This window comes from Streptomyces sp. NPDC006872 (assembly GCF_040635845.1).
GTDB lineage: Bacteria > Actinomycetota > Actinomycetes > Streptomycetales > Streptomycetaceae > Streptomyces.
Window position 1 is genome coordinate 17701 of record NZ_JBEYIL010000032.1, and the last position, 21064, is coordinate 38764.

Here is a 21064-nt window from a genome sequence, read left to right on the forward strand (position 1 = left end):
GGAGGAGGGAAACCGTGCCCCCCAGCCGAACCGACTTCCGGGAGGCGATGGCTCACCTTCCGGCAGCCGTCAACATCCTGACCACCAACGGGCCGAACGGCCGTTGCGGTATCACCCTCAGCGCGGTCTGTTCGGTGACGGACGATCCTCCGACCATCCTCGTGTGCGTGAACCGCGGCAGCGCCATGCACGACGTCTTCAAGGCGAACGGACGCGTGGGGCTCAACGTCCTCGGCGGAGACCAGCAGGAACTCGCCCTGCACTTCGCCGGAGCCACCAAGGTCGCCATGGCCGAACGCTTCACCTGGGACGTCTGGGACCGAACCGAGGACGTGCCGGTCCTCAAGGACGCTCCGGTCACCGCGGTCGGCACGATCAAGCACACCGTCCCCATGGGATCCCACAGTGTGCTCTTCGTCGACATCGAGCAGATCCGCACCCGCGCCGGCGGGCAGAGCCTCGTCTACTTCAACCGGGCGTTCCACCGGCTCGACGCCACACCCCTCCTCCCGGAAGGTGCCGGGACATGACCACGGTCGAGGACGCGCTGGTGCGCTTGGAGCAGACCGAGCCGGAGATCCGCGCGTGGGTCCGCGTGGACGCCGACGGCGCCCGCGCGGCGGCGCGCCAGGCACCGGAAGGTCCGTTGCACGGCCTGCCGTTCGGGGTGAAGGACATCATCGACGTGGCCGGGCTGCCCACCGAGTGCGGTTCCCCACTGCGTCGCAGCCGGGCCGCCGAGGGCGACGCCTGGCTGGTGGACCGGCTGCGCCGGGCGGGCGCCGTACCGCTGGGCAAGACGGTCACCACCGAGTTCGCGTACTTCCAGCCAGGCCCCACCCGTAACCCGCACAGCCTCGCCCACACCCCGGGCGGCTCCTCCAGCGGCTCGGCTGCCGCCGTCGCCGCGGGCGTCGTACCCCTCGCTCTGGGCTCGCAGACCGCCGGTTCACTGACCAGGCCAGCCTCCTACTGCGGAGTCGCCGGGTATGTCGCTCCTGTGGGCGCCTGGTCCACGCGGGGCTTCACCGGGCTCAGCCCGAGCCTGGACGCGCCAGGGCTGCTCGCGGCCCGGGTCGCCGATCTGGCCGCGGCGATCGAGGCCGTCGACTGCACCAGGGTCGAAGACCCGCGTGTCATCCGGGTGTTGGTGTGGCGCGGTACCGAACTGGCCGACATCGACCCGGCGATGCTCGACGTACTGGAGCGCACCGCCCGCGCGCTACGGGCGGACGCACTGGATCCCGTCGTCAGCACACCTGAACTGGCCGATGCCCACGCCGTCGTCATGGCGTACGAGGCCGCCAGCTCCCTCGCCGCCGAGGCCCGGCATCCCGAGTCGCTGAGCGGTCACCTGAACGAACTCCTCGAACGCGGCCGCAAGACCTCCGACGAGGAGTACCGGGCGGCGCTCAGCACCGCCCGCACGGCACGCGCCGCCGTCCTGGAACTCCTCACCCGCGTGGACGCGATCCTCGGCCCGGCCGCCACCGGGCCCGCCCCGCGCGGTCTGGACGCCACCGGCAACCCGGTACTCAGCCGTCCCTGGCAACTGCTGGGCCTGCCCGTGGTGACCGTCCCAGGGCACCGCGACCCGCACGGCATGCCACTCGGCCTCCAACTCGTCGGCCACCCCGATCGCGTGGGCCGCCTGCTCGGTGCCGCCCGCAGAGCCGAGGAGTCCATACAGTGAAGATCACCGCGATCGAGACCGTCCCGTACACGATCCCGTACACCAAACCCCTGCGCTTTGCGAGCGGCGAGGCGCACAGCGCCGAACACGTCCTCGTCCGCGTCCACACCGACGCAGGGCTGACCGGCGTGGCCGACGCGCCGCCCCGCCCGTTCACCTACGGCGAGACGCAGGCGTCCGTGATCGGAGTGATCGAGAGGATCTTCGCCCCGCAGCTCATCGGCACGGACGTCCTCGCCCGCGAGCGGGTCCACGCCCTGCTGCACCGCACAGTCGGCAACCCGGCGGCCAAGTCGGCCATCGACATGGCCCTCTGGGACATCGCCGGACAGGCCCTGGAAGTGTCGGTCACCCGGCTGCTCGGCGGCTGGACCGACCGCATGCGCGTAGCCCACATGCTGGGCTTCGACGCCCCGGAGCGGATGGCGGCCGAGGCCGAGCGCATGCGGGACACGTACGGCATCACCGTCTTCAAGGTGAAGGTCGGTCGCCGCCCCGCTCGGCTCGACATCGACGTGTGCCGAAGGCTTCGCGAAGTCCTCGGTGAAGAGGCCGAGTTGTACGTCGATGGCAACCGCGGCTGGACGGCCTCGGAATCCGCCGCCGCACTGCGGGAACTCGACGGCCTCGGCATCACGCTGGCCGAGGAACTGTGCCCCGCCGACGACGTGCTCGGCCGCAGGTGGCTCGTGAGACAGAGCCCGGTGCCGTTCGTCGCGGACGAGTCCGCCACCACACCCGCCGAAGTGACCCGATCCCTGCTCGACGGCGCCGCCACCGCGATCAGCATCAAGACCGCCCGCACCGGCTTCACCCACTCCCAGCGTGTGCTGTTCCAGTGCGAGGGCATGGGCGCGGAGGTCGTGATGGGCAACCAGATCGACAGCGGGCTGGGCACGGTGTGCACCGTCGCCTTCGGCGCCGCCCACGCCGCCTCCGCCCGCCGCGCCGGCGAACTCTCCAACTTCCTGGACCTGAGCGACGACCTGCTCACCGACCCCCTCGCCATCACCGACGGCACGCTCGCCGTACCGGAGGGACCCGGACTGGGCGTGACCATCGACCCGGACAAGCTCGACCGCTATCGCCAGGACCACTGAACGGCCGCTGGAACGGCCCCCTCACCCACCGCAGCAACCACCGCTACAGAAATTCACCCGGCAAAGGAGCCACCCCGCCATGTCCGAAACCACCCTGAAGGCCACCGCAGCCGCCTCCGGAGCGTCAGCCACGGAGCGCTTCCTGACCGACAAGGCCGCCGCTCCTGGCCAGGGTGCCGACAGCAAGCGTGTCGACACCCTGGTCACCGAGCTGATCACTGCGGTCCACGACATCATCCGCCGCCACCAGGTGACATACGAGGAGTACAACGCCCTGAAGTCGTGGCTGATCTCCATCGGCGAGGACGGCGAGTGGCCCCTCTTCCTGGACGTGTGGATCGAGCACGTCGTCGAGGAGGTCGTCACAGCGACCCGCAAGGGCAGCAAGGGCACCATCGAGGGCCCGTACTACGTTCCCGGCGCCCCCACCCTGGCCGCCGCCGGCACCCTGCCGATGCGCGACGACGAGGCCGGCACCCTGCTGCTCTTCCGGGGGCAGGTCACCGGCGTCACGGGCGAGCCGCTCGCCGGAGCATTGCTGGAGATGTGGCAGGCCGACGACGACGGGCTGTACGCACAGTTCGCGCCCGGCATCCCGGAGTGGAACCTGCGCGGCAGCATCGTCACCGACGGCGAGGGCCGGTTCGCGGTGACCACCATTCAGCCCGCCCCCTACCAGATCCCCACCGACGGCTCCTGCGGCCGGCTCATCGCCGCGGCCGGCTGGCACGCCTGGCGCCCCGCCCACCTGCACTTCAAGATCTCGGCGCCCGGACACGAGCCGCTCACCACGCAGCTCTACTTCATGGGTGGCGCGCACATCGAGGACGACGTGGCCGACGCCGTGAAACCCGAACTGATCCTCGACCCACGGCCGAACGGCTCGGGCAACGAGGTCACCTACGACTTCGTCCTCGACCCCGCTTCCTGACCGCCCTACCCCACCCCGATGACCGCCGCCCGGAGGCCGCCGTGCTCTTCGCCGTCCAGATGACCGTGAACCTTCCGCCAGACTTGGACGCCGACGTCCGGGCGGCGACCATCGCCGCCGAGAAGGAATACGCCCAGCAGCTCCAGCAGTCCGGTGAGTGGCTGCACCTGTGGCGCTGCGCCGGGCAGTACGCGAACCTCAGCATCTTCGACGTGCCCGACAACGACCGGCTCAACGACATCCTGTGGGGCCTGCCGCTCTTCCCTCACATGAACATCACCGTGACCCCGCTGACCCGGCATCCCTCCGCCATCCGCTGATGAGCGGTCCCTGAACAGGACCACGACGCCCGCGGCACGACGCTCTGGTCCCCGGGTGCAGGCAGAGAGCCAGCGGACTTGATGGCGGCCGGACGGTCGGCGGCGAGCCGGCCGAGGAAGTCGTCGAGGCCGAGTAACCCCGATCTCGTCCGGGGCAGCAGGTGAAGGGGGTGCCAGCAGCACCGCACCGCGGACCCTGCGCTGCCCGCAGACCCCCAGATAGCACGTCACTTCGCCGGTTCCGGCGCCCACGCCCACAAGCACCGCGGCGCGCAGATCCAGCACCTCCAGGAGCGTGTTCAGGTCCGCCGCGAGGGTGTCGTAGTCGTAGCCGATCGAGGGCCGGCTGGAGGCGCCGCCGCCACGCCCGTCGTAGGCGATGATGCGGTACCCGGCGGGCAGCAGGGCCGCCTCCTCCTTCTCCCACGAGCACGCGTCCGCGAGGTAGCCGTGGATCAGGACGACCGGCGCGCCCGACTCGTGGTCCTGGTGGTGGATCTGGATGTCGCCGGTGTTCTCGCGGCCGACCGTGACGTACGGCATCACGGCCCCGCATGTCATGGGCGTATCCTCGGGCGAGTGCGAGGGACGTATCCGCGATGACCGGCGAGAATCCGAATCTGGTCGGGCGGCGGGAGGAGACGGACCGGCTCCGCGGTCTGGTTGGCCCGCCCTATCCGGAAGGCCGCCGTCTGCTGCTCCTCGGCGACGCGGGCATGGGCAAGACCGTACTGATGGCCGGAGCCGCCGCGCACGCCCGGTCGGCAGGGGTGCGCGTCCTGGCCGCCACGGGCCGTGAGTCGGAGCAGTGCCTGGTGTTCGCCGGGCTGTACCAGCTGCTGCGCCCCGTGCTGGACCGCACGGACGTGATGCCGGTCCGCCAGGCCGATGCCCTGCGCGGCGCATTCGGGATCTCCGCGGACCCGACACCGCCGGACGCCCTGCTGACCGGGATCGCCGTTCTCACCCAGCTGTCTCAACTGGCGGACGAGCAGCCGCTGCTGGTGTGGGTGGACGACGCTCAGTGGCTCGACCGCGCATCGCTCGACGCGCTCGCCTTCGCCGCACGGCGTGTGGCGTCGGAGCGGCTGGTTCTGCTGCTCAGCGCACGCGGGACGGTCCCCCCGGACGGGTTCGAACGAGGCTTTCCGCAACTGCAGTTGGCCCCGCTGGACCTGCCCGACGCCGGCCGGCTGCTGGACGCCCAGCCACGGCCGCCGCGCGGGCGCCCCCGCGAACAGGTGCTCGCCCAAGCGGCCGGCAATCCGCTGGCGCTGATCGAACTGGCCAAGGTGATCGCGCAGGATCCCGACGCGGGCCGCCGCTGGGTGGCCGAGCCGCTTCCGCTGACCACACAGCTGACCACCGTCATGGGCGCCCAGTTCAGGGCTCTGCCGCAGGCCGCGCGTTCCGCGCTGCTGATCGCCGCCGCGGCCGACAGCCCGAACGTCGCGACCGCCGTCCCGGGCCTGTCGGCCACCGCGCTGGCCCCGGCGGAAGCGGCCGGCCTGATTCGACTGGACGCACACGGCCCCCAGTTCACCCACCCCCTCGCGCGCTCGGCGGTGTACCACGCCGCGCCGTTCGCCGAGCGCTCCGCTGCCCACCGGCAGGTCGCGGACGCCCTGCACGACCAGCCCGACCGCCATGCCTGGCATCTGGCCGCCGCGGCGCTGGGGCCCGATGAGGAGATCGCCGTACTCCTCGAGACAAGCGCCGCCCAGGCACAGCGCCGCGGTGGCGTCGCCGCGGCAGCGGCCGCCCTGGAACGCGCCGGTGAACTCAGCGCCGACGAATCCGACAAGACCCGGCGGCTGCTCGCCGCAGCCGAACTCGCCCAGTCCGCGGGGCAGGCCGACTGGGTGCTGGCGCTGGCCGAGAACGTACTCACCCTGACCTCCGAACCGGCCCCGCGCATCGCCGCCCGTCTCGGCATCGGCTGGGCGCTGCAGTGGTCGAACCGCCACACGGAGGCGTTAGAAACCCTCCTCGCCGTCGCCGCCGAGGCAGGCACACGGCTGCCGGAGGTGGCGTGGAGCGCCACCTCCATGGCCGCCACCATCGCCCACCAGACCGGTACCGTCGACACCGTCACCCGGATGCGCGCCGCACTCGACGCCCTGGACCGAGCCGCCCCCGCGCCCGAGGGGAGCGCGCGGGAGTACCGGCTCTGGATGAAAGCCTGCATGAACCCCTACGACGACCGTGACGAGGCCCTTGTCGAACTGTGGCGGCTGCTCGACGCACCCCCCGTCGACCCCGGCCTGGTGGGCGCCGCTGCCTGGGTCCTCAACGAGACCGAAACCGCGGTCGGCCTGATGCGTGAATCCCTCACCGGGCTGCGCGCCTGGGGGATGCGCGGCGCCAGTGGCGGGGTGCTCTCGGCACTGGAATGGGCGTACATCGACAGCGGCCGGTGGGACGAGGCGCTCGCCGCCGCGCGGGAGGCCAACGACATCGCCGCCGCCTACAAGATGGAAACCGTCGCCGGTTCCGCCGACCTCACCCTTGCCACCGTCGCCGCCATGCGCGGCGACCTTGACAACGTAGGGCCGGTACTGACCCGCGTACACGCGGCCGTGGACGCCGCCGAGTACAACGGCTTCGCCGCCAGAATCCGGCACGCCGCAGGACTCGCCGAACTCGCCAGGGGCAATTACATCGCCGCCTACGCACAGCTTCGACGGCACTTCTCCGACGACGGCAGCGCGCTGCACCACACCTTCTCCTACCTCGCCATCGCCGACCTTGCCGCCGCCGCGGCCCGTACCGAACGCCCCCTGGAAGCACGGACACTGCTGGAACGCGCCCTGACCCGGATCAGCCCCCGACCAGGTCCCCGGCTGGATCAGCTCGCCGCCCGCGCGCGAGGTCTGCTCGCCGCCTCCGACACCGCCGAAAAGTACTTCGCCACCGCACTGGCCGACCCCGTCGGTGAGGCCTGGCCCTTCGAACGCGCCCAGCTCCAGCTGGACTTCGGGGAGTGGCTGCGCCGGCAGCGACGCATCAACGACGCCAAACCCGTTCTCGGCGCGGCCCTGGAGACCTTTTGCCGTCTCGGAGCGAGCCCCTGGACCCGGCGCGCGGAGTCGGAACTGCGCGCTTGCGGTGTGAACGTCCAAGCCCCGCGTGCCGTGAGCGCGCTGGACGAACTCACCGCCCAGCAACGCGAGATCGTCGTCCTGGCCGGCAGTGGACTGACTAACGGCGAAATCGCCGACCGGCTGTTCCTGTCGCCTCGCACCGTCGCATCCCACCTGTACCGCTCCTACCCCAAACTCGGCATCGCGGGCCGACACCAGCTTCGCGACCTGATCGACGGGCACACTGCGGACGGCGGCTACAGTAATCCGGGGCCGTGGAGCAGCTGATTCGTTTGACCGGGCCACGGGTCAACGCTGCATGGTGGCCTGGCACCATCAGCCGTGGTGCCGGTATCCCGAGGAGGCAGCGGCAGCGATCGAGATACCTCCCACGACCGATGAGGATTTCGACGTCTTCGTCGACACCGTCCATGCCGCGTTCGGGCACTTCCCGGAAACCCCGGTCGAGGACGGCGGGCTGCGGTGATCGGCGCTCGCAACGGACCGCTGCTGCTCGCCCTGCCGGCGGACGGGCGGCCCGCCGGCACCGCCGCCGCGCACTCCTTCGAGCTCACCCTGCCCGGCGAGACCCTCGTCCCGGACTCCGGGGTGACCGCCGTCGGAGTCCTGCCCTCGCACCGGGACGCGGCGCGCCCAGCGCGATGATGCGGCATCAGCCGCCCGGTTCCGGGCGCGCGGAACCGCCGACGCGCCGGTCACCGGCTTGGTCGGGGTGCTGCGTCGTGCTGGGTGCGGCGAGATCCTGGAGGAGGTCTGCGGCCAAGATCGCCGCGCTGTCCCGGCCGCACCGCTGGTGGGCCCTGCGCGCGGGGCAGCCCCCGATCTCGTCGGCGCCGCGTTACCTCGCCGTCCACCGGGACGCCGACGGTGTCCCGGACGGGTGCGCCGGCCACTCGATCGACGAGTCCCGGATCCCGTCGGTTCGACGAGACCATCGCCGGTGACGACGCCGTCTTCACGGCCCTGGCCCGGTTCGCGCTCGGCCACGACCTGGTCAACACCCTCGTGTTCAAACAGGTCCCCACCACCCGCTGCGCTGGCGGCTCGCGGACTTCCGGGCCGACGAGGTCAGCGGTGCCATGGACTGGCTCTCTGTGCGGCTCCGTGACATCCCGCGCGCGCTGACCGCGCGCAGCTGGTTCACGGACGGCGAACTCGTCCTCGACGTCGAGAACCCTTCCTCGGCGTGCACGGCCACTACCCGCCGACCATCCGGGACAGCAAGGCCGACTGCGCCCCCACCGACCGCGAGCCCGATCTGTCCCTGGACGTGCGCGACCTGGGCTCGGTCTGCCTCGGCGGCACCGCCCCGAGCACCCTCGTGCGCCGGACACATCCGGGCCCACCACCCGGACGCCGGCAGCCTCGCCGACGCCCCGTTCCGCACCGACCGCTCCCGCACTGGTTCTGACCGCGCATGCCACTGCAGTCAAGTTGCTGATGCCATCCTCGAACGTCCCGCTGTTAGCTTTCGATCAAGAGCCGACAGCGGGGATAGGCCGAGGTTCCGGGCCACTCCCTCTCGCCTTCGCCGCGAGCCGTGCTGCCGGAGCCGGTCCTCATCTCCATCGACCTCTCCGAGCTTTCCGTCACCTGGCACCGAAGCGCGCTTCACCGTCAGGCCGGAATTCCTCCCACCTCACCGTTTCCCCGCGACAGTCCCAGGAGCACTCCATGCATCTGACCCTTGACGAGGCTCAGGCCATCATGCAACGGGGGCAGGAGGAGGCGACCGCCCTCGGCGTGCCCATGAACATCGCCGTCGTCGACGGAGGCGGCCACCTCCTGGTATTCGCCCGTATGGACAAGGCGATCCTCGGTTCGATCGAGATCGCGCTCGCCAAGGCGAAGACATCCGTCCTCTTCAACGGCCCCAGCGAAAACCTCTGGGAATTCTGCAAGCCCGGCGGCCCCGCCCCCGCCACCGAATACACCAACGGCGGACTGATCCCCTACGCGGGCGGCATCGCCCTCCATGGCGAGAGCGGTGACCTGATCGGTGCGATCGGCGTTTCCGGCGGAATGCCCGTGCAGGACGGACAGGTCGCGCGCGCCGCGGCCGGAAAGAGCGAACAGTGAAGAAGATCCTCATCACGGGTGCTGGCAGCGGTCTGGGGCGCGGCACGGCTTTCGGGCTTGCGCACGCCGGCCACCAGGTCATCGCGACCACCCAGATCTGGCCCCAAGTCACCGATCTGCGCCGGCAGGTGGCGGACTCGGCTCTCGACGGGCGGATGGCGGTCGACAAGCTCGACGTCCTCGACGAGCTGGATGTGGCCGCGGTCGCCGACTGGGACTTCGACACCTTCGTCAGCAACGCAGGCATCGGCGAGGGCGGCCCCCTGGCCGAGATGCCGGTCGACCTGATCAGGCGCACCTTCGAGACGAACGTCTTCGCCAACCTGGAGCTGACTCAGCGAGTGGTCCGCAAGTGGGTGGACGAGGACACCGCGGGCCGCATCCTCTTCGTCAGCTCGATGGGCGGCATGCTGACCGCCTACGGCCTCGGCGCCTACTGCGCGAGCAAGCACGCGCTGGAAGCCGTAGCGGCGGCACTGCGCGACGAACTCGCGTCCACCGGCATCACCGTGCAGACGATCAACCCTGGGGCGTACGACACAGGGTTCAACGACCGGATCGGCGAGACCACTTACCACTGGCAGGACGACGCGCTCCACTTCAACCAGGAAGCCGACATCCGGGCACACTTCGCGGAGATCATGAAGGGCCAGCACGACCCGCAGGACATGATCGACAAGATGGTCGAGATCATCGGGGCGGACACCGGGAAATACCGGAACGTCTGGCCGCCCTCCACCGAGGAACTCATCAAGCAGGTGCAGCACGACGCCTGGACCAGGACGGTCTGACAACGAGATTGAGCATCCTGAAGATCCTCTTCAGCGCCCGGCGCGGCACGTAAGGCAAGGTGGATGCCATGCGCGTGCTGGTGATGGACGACGATGTCAGACTCGTGGACCTGCTCCACCAAGGGCTGCGGGCGGCGGGTTTCGCGGTCGATGCGGCGACTGACGGCCTGGACGGAATCGCCAGGGCGACATCCGACAACTACGACGTGATCATTGTCGATGTCATGATGCCCGGCCTGAACGGCTACAAGGTCTGCGCCCATCTGCGTTCCGTCGGCGACAACACCCCGATCCTGATGCTGACGGCGAAGGACGGGGAGTACGACGAGGCGGAGGGGCTGGAGACCGGCGCCGACGACTATCTGACCAAGCCGTTCTCGTTCGTCGTCCTCAACGCCCGGCTGCGGGCCCTGATCCGCCGGACACGCCCCGAACGGCAAGTCGTGCAGCACTTCGGCGACCTGGAGATCGACACGGGTGCCCGGCGCTGCCGCCGTGCGGGCCAGGACATCGCCCTGACTCCCCGCGAGTTCGATGTCCTGGCGCTGCTCGCGGCGACCCCGGACATCGCCATCGGGAAGACCGCCATCCTCGACCAGGTCTGGGACAGCGCCTATGAAGGCGGTGCGAACATCGTGGAGGTCAACGTCAGTGCTCTGCGCCGGAAAATCGACCGGCCCTTCCACCGGGCCAGCATCGAAACCGTGCCCGGCGGGGCCTACCGGCTCCGATCCGACGGTGCCTGAGCGCGGCGGACGCCGCCGACGGCTGAGGCTGTGGCCGCGGACGGTGCGTGGCAGGGCCACGGTCGCCGTCGCGGCCGTGGCCAGCCTCGCGCTCGTCGCCTGCTCGGCGGTCCTGCTCTACGCCGTGCACACCAACCTGGTCAACTCCGCCCATGCTGCGGCTCGCGACCACGTCGAGGAGGCGGCCCGGCAACTAGCCTCGGGCATGCCGGCTTCCGAAGTGCAGGCCGCGCTGCCGGACGTCGTGACCTCCGTCGCCACGTCGGCGACCACCGAGGCGTCGGACGGGGGCGTCAGCGCCGAGGTGGACACCTCTTCGGGGACGGCCGTGGTGCAGGCCTACCCCAACGTCGCTCCCGCCGACACCGCTGTCATCACGCTGACCTGGGCCCTGGTCCCCTGCACCGCCTTGCTGGTCATGCTGGTCGCCGGTTTGACCTGGTACGCCATGGGCCGCGCTCTTCGACCGGTCGAGGACATCCGGGCCGAGTTCGCCGCCATCAGTGCGCACAGTCTCCAGCAGCGCGTGCCGGTTCCCGACTCGCACGACGAAGTCGCGCTGCTGGCGGAGACGATGAACGATACGTTGAACCAACTCCAGCGTGCCGTCGGCCGCTTGCGGACCTTCACCTCGGACGCCTCGCACGAACTGCGCGGCCCGCTCACCACCCTCAAAGCCCGCCTCGAACTCGCCCTGGCCGTTCCCGACCGCGCCGAATGGACCACCGTCGGAGGCGAGGCACTCCTCGACACCACACGGCTCGAGGAGATCGTCGCCGACCTGCTGCTCCTCGCCCGCCTGGACGCGCGCCAGCCCCTGAAGCTGCGACCTCTGTACGTGACCGACCTCGTACGACGCACGATCGCCGAGCGCTACCCCCACCAACCCGTGACCCTTCTGACGGACCCGGCCCCCGACACGGCCATCCCGGGCAGTCGCACAGCACTCGCCCGCCTTCTCACGAACCTTCTGGACAACGCACTGCGCCACGCCCACAGCGGCGTGGCCGTCGAAATACGGCACACCGAGCGAGAGTTGGTGGTCGAGGTCACCGACGACGGTCCAGGCATTCCCGCCGCCGACCGTGACCGGGTCTTCGACCGCTTCACCCGACTGGACAACGCGCGCACCCCCAGCGCCGGCGGCACCGGTCTGGGCCTCGCCATCGCCCGCGACATCGCCACCGCCCATCGGGGAATGCTCACCGCCGAAGCGCCTACTGCGCAGGGCTCCGGCGCCCGCATGGTCCTGGCTCTGCCCTTGCCGGCCCCGTCTGTGCCCGGGCCGTAGCACGAGAACGCCCGGCCGGGAAGTCCCGGCCGGGCGTTCCTTGATACGACTCGGCGCCCGTGCGCCTGGCTGCGTTCCCGGGTTACCGCTTGTGGCCCGGAACGGTCACAGTGTCGGGGTCGACCGTGGTGCCTCCGTCGCCGACGACGACCGGGTCGCCCTCGACCGGAGTGGCCTCGGCGGGCTCCCAGCTGTCCGGCTCCGCGCCGGGCACCTCTTCGACCGAGGGCTTCTCGTCCGTGGTCTGGCCGCCCTCGCCGATCGTGACGCCCTCCACCTCCTTGGCGGTGCCCGGCTCGACGTGCTTCGGGTGCGGGTTGCCGGGCACCTCGGCGACCGTGCTGCCACCAGGCTCAGAGGTGCCGCCGCCGGCCGCCGCCGATGCCGCGGCAACCCCGCCCGAGGCGAGCAGTGCGGCCACCACGCCGGCCATGACCATGCCCCGACGGCGTGAGATGCGGTGCCATTGCGTGCTCATGTGATCAGCTCCTTGGTGAGCGGAGGGACGCGGGGAGCCGGTCTCGATCCGGCCCCGGCCCTACCGGGATCAGGTACGAGGCAACTCTCGCTCCCGGCGGCTGAGGAACTGCTGAACGTCCTGAAGACCCGCTTCAGCGCCGGCCGAGCCGGCGGGACCGCGTGGCTCCCGGTCCTGTGCGATGTGGTCGCGGCGGTCGTCCGGTTCACGCCCAACAGGGTGCGGTCGGCGCCCTGGATGTGGGCTGTCTGGCGGGCGAACATCCGGCGCGATCCCCGCTTCGCCGACGGCATCAGCGGACTGGCGGTTGCACAGGCGTGTCGGCGAAGCCGGGCCAGTCCTTCAGGTACTCGACGTCCTGGGCATCGTCGCCGAGGGGAATTTTGCCTAGCGCCGTTCCGGCGCGGAACGGAGAAGCGGTGACGTGGTCCGGTCCGTCGTCCTATGGAGTTGCCACCCGGCATCACCGCACGGAGGCGGCCACTCTCCCAGCCGGACCAGCGGCTCGGAGAGTGGCAGATCGACCCGACGGGACCCCGTGCTGATCACCCGACGTCGGTCGGCAGAGGATGTGCCGTCGCGAAGCCCCTTCAGGACGTCGTCGGCGGCGCCCGAGGAACGAGCCCGAAATGGACTCCGCCCTGGTCGCCACCCGCCCCTTGCGGGCCGAGCCCGGCTATGCCAGCGACGTCCAGACGCTCTTCACCTCGGTGTACAGGCCGAGGGCGCCGCTGCCCATTTCGTTGCCCCATCCGCTGGCCCCGAAGCCGCCCCAGGGCGCTGCGGCGTCCGTGGGGTTGGGCATGTTGATGAAGACGGTTCCGGCGTGGACGGCGCCGGCGACGCGGTGGGCGGCGGCCAGGTCCCGGGTCCAGACGGCGGCTGCGAGGCCGTACTCGGTGTCGTTGGCGCGGGCGATGGCCTCGTCCTCGTCGTCGTACGTGAGGATCGTGAGTACGGGGCCGAAGATCTCCTCCCGGGCGATGCGCATGTCGTCCCGGACGCCGGTGAAGACGGTGGGCTGGAAGAAGTAGCCCGGCAGGTCTGCCCGTGAGCCGCCCGTGAGCAGGGTCGCACCCTCGTCGACGCCACTGCGGGCGAGTGCGTCGACGTGCGCCAGATGGTCCGCGGAGACCAGCGGGCCCAGGTCGGTGCCGGGGGCGCTGCCCGGACCGAGGCGCATCTGGCCGACCGCCTTGGCGCAGCGCTCGGCGAACTCGTCGGCCAGCGAGCGGTGGACGAGGAAGCGGCTGTACGCGGCGCACACCTGTCCGCTGTTGAACAGCCCGCCCTGCACACAGCCCTCGACGGCCGCGTCGAGGTCGGCGTCGGGCAGCACGATGCTGGGCGCCTTGCCGCCCAGCTCCAGGGAGACCCGCTTGAGGTTGCCCGCCGAGGCCCGCACGATCGCGCGGCCGGTCTCGGTGGAGCCGGTGAAGGAGACCTTGTCGACGCCCGGGTGCTCGACCAGTGCGCGACCGGTCTCCGGGCCGCCGGTGAGCAGGTTCACCACACCATCGGGGATGCCCGCCTCCTGGCACAGTTGGACGAGCCGGACGGTCGTCATGGGCGTCTGCTCAGCGGGCTTGACGATCACCGTGTTGCCGCATGCCAGCGCGGGCGCGATCTTCCAGCTCGCGATCAGCATGGGGAAGTTCCACGGGGTGATGAGCGCACACACCCCGACCGGCTCCCGCTTGGTGTACTGCAGCACGTTGGGGTGCGACAGGGGAGCGGTCTCGCCGTAGAGCTTGGTGACCCAGCCCGCGTAGTAGCGGAAGTGATCGGCTGTACGACCGACGCTCACCATCCGCGCGATCCCGATCGGCTGGCCTTGATCGAGGGTCTCCAACTGGGCGAGTTCCTCGGCGTGCTCGTCGATCAGGTCGCCGATGCGCCACAGGATGCCAGCCCGCTCGGGCGGAGTGAGACCCGCCCAAGAGGGGCTGTCGAGCGCCGCCCGCGCGGCTGCGACCGCCTCGTCCACCTCCGGTCGCCCGGCATCGGCGCAGCGGGCGTGCGCCACACCGGTCGCCGGGTCGAAGGTGTCGAACTCGGCGCCGGACGCCGCCGACTGCCAAGTGCCGCCGATGAAGAGGGTTTTGCTCATTTTCCGTACTCCTCGGATCTGTGGTGTCAGTTCTTTGCGGTCAGGACGACGTTGGCGCACCGCTCGCCGATCACCACGGCGGATGCACGGGTGTTGCCGGACGTGATGGTCGGCATGACGGAAGAGTCCACAACCCGCAGACGCGCGACGCCCAATGCCGACAGTCGCAGCGGTGCCCGCGGATATGGATCATGCGGTTGAGGGCGCTGGATTTGCTGAGACCTTGCTGCTGCCGGTTTGTCGTCCCGGCTGCCCGTCTCGATCAGCAGAAGGCTTGGGCCGGAGTCGACGACACTGCGCGTTACCGCGCAGCACGCGGACCGACGCCCACCACGATGTGGTCGTGGACAGAGTGTGCGGCTCGCATGCGGCGAGCATCGCTTGACCCGGACGCTCTGGATTGTGGCGGCGTGCACGGAGTCTTGTTGAAGCGGGTATGAAAGGCATGCCGGCGGAGTGCCCGTCGCTGTCGCGGCGGAGCACTACTGCTGCTGAGCTGCCTCACGGGTCTGACCAGGGGGCATTCCGTACGCCGCCTTGTAGACGTGGCTGAAGTGCGCCGCGTCGGGAAAGCCCCAGCGGCCGCCCACGGCACCGACGGAGAGGTGGGCGAGCGCGGGATCGGCGAGGTCGCGTCGGCACTGTGTGAGACGCCGCTCCCGGATCCAGCCGGAGACGGTGTGGCCCTGTTCGGCGAGGAGCTTGTAGAGGTAGCGGCGTGAGATGTGGTGGGCTTCGGCGATCCGGTCCGGGCCCAGCTCGGGGTCGGCGAGCCGCTGTTCCATGTAGGTGAGGATGCGCTGTCTGAGCGCTTCCCGCCCGCCGTCCTCTTCGTGAGCGGCCGCGCTGCCGTGCTGTGAGAGCAGGGCACCCACGAGATCGACAGTACTGTTCGCGAGGCGGTGTTCGCCCACGTGATCCAGCTTCTGGACCTGACGGGCCAGACCGCGCAGGAACGGCTGGACGACCGGGCCCAGTCCCTCTCGGCATGGGATGGTGGTTGCGTTGACCCGCGTCAGATCCTGTTCCGTCAGCCGCAGCAGGGCGCGCGAGAACATCAGCACGAGCATGCGGTACGGCAGGTCGAAGTCGAGTGTGTACGGGTGGCGCGTGTCGTAGACGGCCAGCTCGCCGGGGTTCAGCAGCGCCTGGCGGTCCCCCTGGTTCAGGCGGCAACGGCCCGACAACTGCAGACTCACCTTGACGAAGTCGGGCTGGTCGGCAGCGATGTGCCGCAAGGTGTGGGTGACACCGTGCGGCTGCGCGGTCACGACGGACACCTGCACGGCGCCGATGTGGGAGGTGTGCAGGGACGCGTGGAAGTCGGAGGTCTCACCTGGTACGGCTTCCAGGGGCACGAAGCTCCGGCGGGAGACCTCACGCCAGAATTCGAAGCGTCCGGCGGACGTGTCGTCCCGCGGCGTGGTCACTGTGGGCATGGTGCTCTCCTGTGCGGAAGGGGGCCCCGATCTTCGGTACCCCCGCCGAGACTCAGCCGAGTCCGTCCGCGCCGACCCGGACGGCCGACTCGTCCAGGAGGGCGTCGGAGACGGGCTGCGGCCGCCCGTCGAGGTCAAGGACCGGGGTGGCCTCCGTGTTGTCTCCAGGACCCGATGACCGCGTTGCCTCAGAAGCCATGGCGACGGTCGTCGTGTACGTTCCAGCGGTACGTCTCGTGGTCCGGGTCGCCGGTGCAGCACTCTGAAGTGTAAATCTCCACCCTGTGACCATCAGGGTCAAGGAGGTAGAGGTAGAAGGCGTTGGAGACGCCGTGACGCCCTGGGCCGCGTTCGATGTGATGCTGCTCCTTGCGCAGGAAGCCGCCGCTTGTGGGAGCGGCCCTCACCGGCCAGGTCGCCTGGTGTCGGGCGCTTCGCTCCCGCCGTCCTTCGAGGAGCGGCCGCGGACGGTCGCGCGGAAGGCAAGGGGAGACTGGTCGGTGCGCTGGTGGAAGAACTTGCTGAAGTTGGTGGCGCTGGTGAAGCCCAGTTGGGCCGCGACACGGGAGGCCGGCTGGTCGCCGTGCGCCAGAAGGCGTTTGGCTTCCAGGATCACCCGCCGGTCGATGAATTCCTTTGCCCCCACTCCCGCGCCGGCCAGGGTGGCCCGGGAGAGGGTGCGGGGCGAGTAGCCCAGAGCCTGGGCGTAGTCCTCCAGACGGCGTGTGCGGGTGAAGTCGCGTTCGACCGCGTCACGGAAGTGGAGGAATGTCTCCCCGGGGTCCGGGGCCGGACTGCCGGCGGGCGCGGTGCGCTGCGAAAGGCGCAGCACGAGGACCGCCAGCAGGTGACGCAGCACCACCACATGCGATTCCAGGGAGATGCCACGCAGCGCCTGGAACTCCAGCGCGAGATGGTTCACGGCCATCTCCAGCGCGTGACGGTCCTCGGTGTCGGGAACATGGAGCACGCGGGCGTACGGGTCGTCCATCCGCGCCGCGGCCACGGTGGCCGGATCCAGGAAGTCGCCCTCGAAGAGGACCAGGGTGCCCTCGGCCTCGTGGAGATCACCCCATTGCTGCACCTGACCGGGCCGGATCCACAGCCAGGAGCCCGGCTCGAGGGCGTAGCCGGCGAAGTCCACCGTGTGCCACAAGGAGCCGCTGGTGAGGGTGATCAGGTGGTGGAACGTCGGCCGCTGTGGTGCCCGTAGCCCTGCCCTGCCCATGCGGACGGCGGCCCGCTCCCTCAGTTTCGCCAGGGACATGATTTCGACGCCGGCCGGTGTGCCGACCGCGGGAGCAAAGCCGATGTCCGCGATCTCGCGCGGTTTACTCTGTCGTTTTCTCACCGTCACCAGTCGTCACCGCCACGCAAGAAATCTGGCCGATGCCAGCGTAACCAAGAGGAGCGTCACTCACCCATCATCCCTGGTGTCGGATTTTTACCATGAGCAGTCCGCCTCCTACCCCGTTCGTCTCCGAGGACGCCAATAGGTTGAATCTCGAAGCTTTCATTTTCAAGCGTAGGAGGTAGTTGTGATTTCGCCCGTCGTGTCCATCGCCTATCACTCCGGCTACGGCCACACCGCCGTCATCGCCGAGGCTGTCCAGCGTGGCGCCAAGGAGGCCGGCGCCATCGTGAACCTGATCGCCGTCGGTGAGATCACCGACGCCCAGTGGAGTCAGCTGGACGCCTCGGATGCGATCATCTTTGGTTCCCCCACCTATATGGGAACCGCTGCCACCGCCTTCCACGGTTTCGCGGAGGCCAGCTCCGAGCGTTGGTTCGGGCAGGCTTGGAAGGACAAGCTGGCGGCAGGATTCACCAACTCGGGTTCCAAGGCGGGCGACAAGCAGTCGACCCTCCAGTACTTCGCGACGCTGGCGGCGCAGCACGGTATGCACTGGGTCGCGCTCGGTCTGCATGGTGGCTGGAACTCGTCAAAGGGGAGCGAGGACGATCTCAACAGGCTGGGCTTCTTCCTGGGTGCCGCTGCTCAGTCCAACTCGGATCAGGGGGTCGAAGGGGTGACGGCCAGCGACATCGCCACCGCCGAGGCGCTGGGGCGTCGTGTCGCGGATGCCGCCGCCACGTGGGTGGCCGGCCGCACCGCACGCGCCGCCTGATCGCGGGCCCTTCACTCCGGCCAGGGGTTCCCCTACGGCGCCGGGGCACGTGGCAGATCCTTGGCTGGGCTGCCGACAATGCGAGCCGACGGGGTCTCCACAGGAGGAGACCCCGTCGAGTTTCGTGTGCGTGGTGGGCTACGCGCCGCATACGCAACCAGCGGCATCGAGATCGACCTGGTGATGCCGTCGACTCGCTGGCAGCTGTGAGGTTTCGCGACCTGCGAGTTCCCGGCGAACTATCGACACGGCGGCCGACACGGACGCCACGGGCAGGGCGGCGGAAGAGACAGTGTGCACGATCCTGGTCGACAACGACTTCTCCGACCTGGACCACTACCCTGGCGGGCGAGTCCTGCATCCAACACAACCCCCGCTTCGCCGACGGCATCAGCGGACTGGCAGCCGCACTGGGGAGTTGACGAAAGCCAGCCAGTCCCTCAAGTACTCTGCCGTACTGGACGTCGTCGCCGAAGGGAACCTCGCCCACGTCCGTTCGGTGGGCGTCTTCGCCGACGCCGACTACGTGTGACGACCTGTGTCCGTACTCGTGTGAGTGGCCCTGGCAAGATTTCCGTGAAGCGGGGATGTGCCACCGTGTGCCGGTGACGCTCCGTCACGGCTGGCGGCACTGTCGGCGAGTGTGATGACCTCGCACGGATCGTGTCTCCGCACCTGGATGCGGTGCGGGTGGCGTGTCCGGACTGCGGTCGCGGCTCTGCGCGGGTGCACAGCCGCTATTGCCGCACGCTGGCCGATGTCGCCGTGGGCGGCCGCCCGGTGGTGATCGGGCTGTCGGTGCGGCGGTTCACCCCCGATGTTGAGGTTGTCTGCCGGGACGGCTCGCTGGTCTACCGCCAGGGCATCGCTGACGGTGCCCCGGACGCGGTACAGGTCATCGACCGCTTTCATCTGTGGCAGGGGCTGTCAAAGAGTGTCGGCGATGTTGCCGCCGCCCACCGAGAATGCTTGTCCGCTGCGGTCCCCGAGCCCGCAGCGGCGCCGCCGACGACGAGTCCGGCGGGACTGTCCGACGAGGCCGATACTCCCGCCCGCCGACACGCGAAGCGGCTGTTCGAGGTGATGCGCGCGGTGACCGACACTGGCCGCTCGCTGAACTCGGCAGCCCGCGAATTGGGTCTGAACCGTCGCACCGTGAGCAAATACGCCCGGGCAGCCACCTGGCAGGAGTCGTACGCCGCACCCGGTCTCGCTGGCCGACGAGCCTCGATCCATACCTGGACTACCTGAGGCAGCGCTGGTGGGATGGCGAGCACACCGCGACGGTGCTGCACCGGGAGATCGCCGCCAAGGGCTACGGCGGCCACTGCCGACGAGTCAGGATGGCCATCGCACCGCCAGGTCACCCGCTGGATCATCACCGCACCATCTCGACGCGACCTGCACACCACCGAGGCCCCCAGGCGACTGCTCGACCGCTGCCCGGAACTGGCGCGAACCCACAGCCTTCTCCCCGTGGACGAGCGTGGCCGACATCGGCGACCAGGAGAACGGCTCTCCGTTTGGAATGGGTTCTCCGTGACGCTGGTGGGGATCGGATCTGCTGTAGTGGTCAGGACAGCCGTATGCCGTGGCTACCGCAGGTGCTTGCGCCTGCGGCAGCCTCGAGTTCGGTCTCCACACCCGCACGTGGCGAGGAAGGGACCGGGCGCGGGGTCAAGAGCGCGATGACGATGCTGTCGATGAACGACAGGTGATTGCCGGCGAGGATGAACGGGCCGCGCAGTGGGACATCGTCGAGGCCGCGGATGGCGGGCCGGTGGATCGGTCGCAGTGGCGGGGCGAGTACGACTCGGGCGGGGGAGCAGAGCATCGGCCGGCCTTTCAAGGGCAGGTGACGACCTGGCCGGCCCAGGAGAGGCCGCCGCCGAAGGCGAGAAGCAGCATCGGGGCGCCGGAGGGTGCTTCACCGCGTTCGACGAGCTTGGACAGCGCGATCGGGACGGAGGCGGCGGATGTGTTGCCGGAGTCGACGACGTCCCGGGCAATGACGACGTCATCCCTCAGGTCGAGGCGTCGGGTCAGTGCCTCGATGATCCGCAGATTGGCCTGGTGGGTGACTACTGCGGCGAGGTCGGTGGTGGCGATGCCGGCCCGGTGGCAGGCGCTCTCGGCGATGGCAGGCAGCTCGGTGGTGGCCCAGCGGAAGACCGTCTGGCCCTCCTGCGCGAACTTCGGCTGCCAGGCGTGCTGCAGTCGCACCGCGTCCCCGCGGGTCGGGTCGGAGCCCCAGACGACGGGGCCTATGCCCTCATGGTCCGTCTCCGTCGCACTGATCAGGGCGGCGCCTGCGCCGTCGCCGAGGAGGATGCAGGTGCTGCGGTCACTCCAGTCGGTGACGTCGGACATCTTCTCGGCGCCGATGACGAGCGCGTGTCGGGCCGCTCCCGCCTTGAGTGAGTGATCCGCGCAGGCCAGGGCGGTGGTAAAGCCGGCGCAGCCATTGTTCAGATCGAAGCAGACTGCGGCCGGGATTCCCAGGCGAGCGGCGACCTGGGCGGCGATGGAGGGGCAGCGGTCGATGGCGGTGCAGGTCGCGACGGTGACCAGGCCGATCTCCGCTGGTGCGAGGCCGGATGTGACCAGGGCCTTCGCCGCGGCGGCTGCGGCCATGTCGGTGACGGACTCGTCCTCGTCCGCGATCCTGCGGGTGGCGATCCCGGTGCGCTGGCGGATCCAGGCGTCGCTGGTCTCCACGAGCTGCTCCAGATCCCCATTGGTCAGCACACGGGACGGCTGATAGTGCCCAAGGGCGGCGATACGGGTTCCGGGCATGACGATCTCCCTCGGTCGGGCTGCGCGGTGGGACGGACGGGGTGTCCTGCCGGAATA

The 21064-nt window shown here is 69.9% G+C and carries 19 protein-coding genes and 3 pseudogenes; 14 read left to right on the forward strand and 8 right to left on the reverse strand.

The genetic code is table 11. From position 1 onward, the window contains the following. The first annotated feature begins 14 nt into the window (after positions 1-14). The 5 genes from ABZ725_RS49525 (at position 15) to catC (ending at position 4044) form a co-directional block, all read left to right on the forward strand. The gene (locus tag ABZ725_RS49525; protein WP_358808955.1) at positions 15-530 is read left to right on the forward strand and encodes a flavin reductase; all 516 of its coding nucleotides are present in this window, start codon (positions 15-17) and stop codon (positions 528-530) included. Next, positions 527-1693 carry an amidase gene (locus ABZ725_RS49530; RefSeq protein ID WP_358808956.1) on the forward strand — a complete coding sequence of 389 codons (1167 nt, stop codon included), beginning with the start codon at positions 527-529 and terminating at the stop codon, positions 1691-1693. Before ABZ725_RS49525 ends, ABZ725_RS49530 begins: the two co-directional genes overlap by 4 nt. Continuing rightward, on the forward strand, positions 1690-2793 hold the full coding sequence (locus ABZ725_RS49535) for an enolase C-terminal domain-like protein (RefSeq protein ID WP_358808957.1): 1104 nt from the start codon (positions 1690-1692) through the stop codon (positions 2791-2793). Before ABZ725_RS49530 ends, ABZ725_RS49535 begins: the two co-directional genes overlap by 4 nt. A 79-nt stretch (positions 2794-2872) precedes the next feature. Further along, complete coding sequence (catA, locus tag ABZ725_RS49540; RefSeq protein ID WP_358808958.1) at positions 2873-3724, forward strand: catechol 1,2-dioxygenase; 852 nt, start codon at positions 2873-2875, stop codon at positions 3722-3724. A 41-nt stretch (positions 3725-3765) separates the two neighbouring features. After that, positions 3766-4044 (forward strand): muconolactone Delta-isomerase, encoded by a 279-nt coding sequence (catC, locus tag ABZ725_RS49545; protein ID WP_358808959.1) that lies wholly within the window; start codon positions 3766-3768, stop codon positions 4042-4044. Positions 4045-4200: 156 nt separating this feature from the next. Here catC and ABZ725_RS49550 read toward each other — a convergent pair. Further along, positions 4201-4587 (reverse strand): annotated as a pseudogene (locus tag ABZ725_RS49550) (alpha/beta fold hydrolase); the annotation flags it as partial. Positions 4588-4643: 56 nt separating this feature from the next. Between ABZ725_RS49550 and ABZ725_RS49555 the strand changes: the two are divergent. From ABZ725_RS49555 to ABZ725_RS49580, 6 genes and pseudogenes are all read left to right on the forward strand, one after another. Then, positions 4644-7415, forward strand: a complete 2772-nt coding sequence (locus ABZ725_RS49555) for an AAA family ATPase (RefSeq protein ID WP_358808960.1) — start codon at positions 4644-4646, stop codon at positions 7413-7415. Between the two features lie 88 nt (positions 7416-7503). Continuing rightward, a pseudogene (locus ABZ725_RS49560) lies at positions 7504-8542 on the forward strand (GNAT family N-acetyltransferase); the annotation flags it as partial. 280 nt (positions 8543-8822) lie between these two features. Then, positions 8823-9227 (forward strand): heme-binding protein, encoded by a 405-nt coding sequence (locus ABZ725_RS49565; RefSeq protein WP_358808961.1) that lies wholly within the window; start codon positions 8823-8825, stop codon positions 9225-9227. Further along, positions 9224-10018 carry an SDR family oxidoreductase gene (locus ABZ725_RS49570; RefSeq protein ID WP_358808962.1) on the forward strand — a complete coding sequence of 265 codons (795 nt, stop codon included), beginning with the start codon at positions 9224-9226 and terminating at the stop codon, positions 10016-10018. Before ABZ725_RS49565 ends, ABZ725_RS49570 begins: the two co-directional genes overlap by 4 nt. Before the next feature lie 68 nt (positions 10019-10086). Further along, complete coding sequence (locus ABZ725_RS49575) at positions 10087-10764, forward strand: response regulator transcription factor (protein WP_358808963.1); 678 nt, start codon at positions 10087-10089, stop codon at positions 10762-10764. Further along, positions 10757-12055 carry a HAMP domain-containing sensor histidine kinase gene (locus ABZ725_RS49580; protein ID WP_358808964.1) on the forward strand — a complete coding sequence of 433 codons (1299 nt, stop codon included), beginning with the start codon at positions 10757-10759 and terminating at the stop codon, positions 12053-12055. Before ABZ725_RS49575 ends, ABZ725_RS49580 begins: the two co-directional genes overlap by 8 nt. A gap of 82 nt (positions 12056-12137) precedes the next feature. On the opposite strand, the gene ABZ725_RS49585 is transcribed toward ABZ725_RS49580, so the two are convergent. The 6 genes from ABZ725_RS49585 to ABZ725_RS49610 form a co-directional block, all read right to left on the reverse strand. Further along, positions 12138-12533, reverse strand: coding sequence for a hypothetical protein (locus ABZ725_RS49585; protein WP_358808965.1), 396 nt, complete (start codon positions 12531-12533; stop codon positions 12138-12140). A 676-nt stretch (positions 12534-13209) separates the two neighbouring features. After that, positions 13210-14643, reverse strand: coding sequence for an aldehyde dehydrogenase family protein (locus tag ABZ725_RS49590; protein WP_358808966.1), 1434 nt, complete (start codon positions 14641-14643; stop codon positions 13210-13212). Between the two features lie 26 nt (positions 14644-14669). Further along, a complete protein-coding gene (locus ABZ725_RS49595) occupies positions 14670-15059 on the reverse strand; it encodes a GMC oxidoreductase (RefSeq protein ID WP_358808967.1) in 390 nt (129 codons plus the stop codon). Between the two features lie 66 nt (positions 15060-15125). Next, on the reverse strand, positions 15126-16082 hold the full coding sequence (locus ABZ725_RS49600; protein ID WP_358808968.1) for a helix-turn-helix domain-containing protein: 957 nt from the start codon (positions 16080-16082) through the stop codon (positions 15126-15128). 52 nt (positions 16083-16134) lie between these two features. Further along, the gene (locus tag ABZ725_RS49605) at positions 16135-16281 is read right to left on the reverse strand and encodes a hypothetical protein (RefSeq protein WP_358808969.1); all 147 of its coding nucleotides are present in this window, start codon (positions 16279-16281) and stop codon (positions 16135-16137) included. A 204-nt stretch (positions 16282-16485) separates the two neighbouring features. Continuing rightward, complete coding sequence (locus ABZ725_RS49610) at positions 16486-17439, reverse strand: AraC family transcriptional regulator (RefSeq protein ID WP_358808970.1); 954 nt, start codon at positions 17437-17439, stop codon at positions 16486-16488. A 181-nt stretch (positions 17440-17620) separates the two neighbouring features. Between ABZ725_RS49610 and ABZ725_RS49615 the strand changes: the two genes are divergently transcribed. The 3 genes and pseudogenes from ABZ725_RS49615 to ABZ725_RS49625 all read left to right on the forward strand — a co-directional run bounded on the left by ABZ725_RS49615 (position 17621) and on the right by ABZ725_RS49625 (position 19462). Beyond that, positions 17621-18211, forward strand: a complete 591-nt coding sequence (locus ABZ725_RS49615) for a flavodoxin family protein (protein ID WP_358808971.1) — start codon at positions 17621-17623, stop codon at positions 18209-18211. A gap of 660 nt (positions 18212-18871) precedes the next feature. Then, positions 18872-19021 (forward strand): annotated as a pseudogene (locus ABZ725_RS49620) (transposase family protein); the annotation flags it as partial. Next, positions 18995-19462 carry a transposase gene (locus ABZ725_RS49625; protein WP_358808996.1) on the forward strand — a complete coding sequence of 156 codons (468 nt, stop codon included), beginning with the start codon at positions 18995-18997 and terminating at the stop codon, positions 19460-19462. The pseudogene ABZ725_RS49620 and the gene ABZ725_RS49625, both read left to right, overlap by 27 nt. Before the next feature lie 594 nt (positions 19463-20056). Here the strand turns inward: ABZ725_RS49625 and ABZ725_RS49630 are convergent. Continuing rightward, positions 20057-21007, reverse strand: a complete 951-nt coding sequence (locus ABZ725_RS49630; protein ID WP_358808972.1) for a beta-ketoacyl-ACP synthase III — start codon at positions 21005-21007, stop codon at positions 20057-20059. Between the last annotated feature and the right edge of the window lie 57 nt (positions 21008-21064).

Excerpts from the sequence above, each read along its gene's own strand:
- ABZ725_RS49530 (WP_358808956.1), top strand. The coding sequence starts at position 527 with ATGACCACGGTCGAGGACGCGCTGGTGCGCTTGGAGCAGACCGAGCCG.
- catA (WP_358808958.1), top strand. The coding sequence starts at position 2,873 with ATGTCCGAAACCACCCTGAAGGCCACCGCAGCCGCCTCCGGAGCGTCA.
- ABZ725_RS49555 (WP_358808960.1), top strand. The coding sequence starts at position 4,644 with ATGACCGGCGAGAATCCGAATCTGGTCGGGCGGCGGGAGGAGACGGAC.
- ABZ725_RS49565 (WP_358808961.1), top strand. The coding sequence starts at position 8,823 with ATGCATCTGACCCTTGACGAGGCTCAGGCCATCATGCAACGGGGGCAG.
- ABZ725_RS49575 (WP_358808963.1), top strand. The coding sequence starts at position 10,087 with ATGCGCGTGCTGGTGATGGACGACGATGTCAGACTCGTGGACCTGCTC.
- ABZ725_RS49585 (WP_358808965.1), bottom strand. The coding sequence starts at position 12,533 with ATGAGCACGCAATGGCACCGCATCTCACGCCGTCGGGGCATGGTCATG.
- ABZ725_RS49590 (WP_358808966.1), bottom strand. The coding sequence starts at position 14,643 with ATGAGCAAAACCCTCTTCATCGGCGGCACTTGGCAGTCGGCGGCGTCC.
- ABZ725_RS49600 (WP_358808968.1), bottom strand. The coding sequence starts at position 16,082 with ATGCCCACAGTGACCACGCCGCGGGACGACACGTCCGCCGGACGCTTC.
- ABZ725_RS49605 (WP_358808969.1), bottom strand. The coding sequence starts at position 16,281 with ATGGCTTCTGAGGCAACGCGGTCATCGGGTCCTGGAGACAACACGGAG.
- ABZ725_RS49630 (WP_358808972.1), bottom strand. The coding sequence starts at position 21,007 with ATGCCCGGAACCCGTATCGCCGCCCTTGGGCACTATCAGCCGTCCCGT.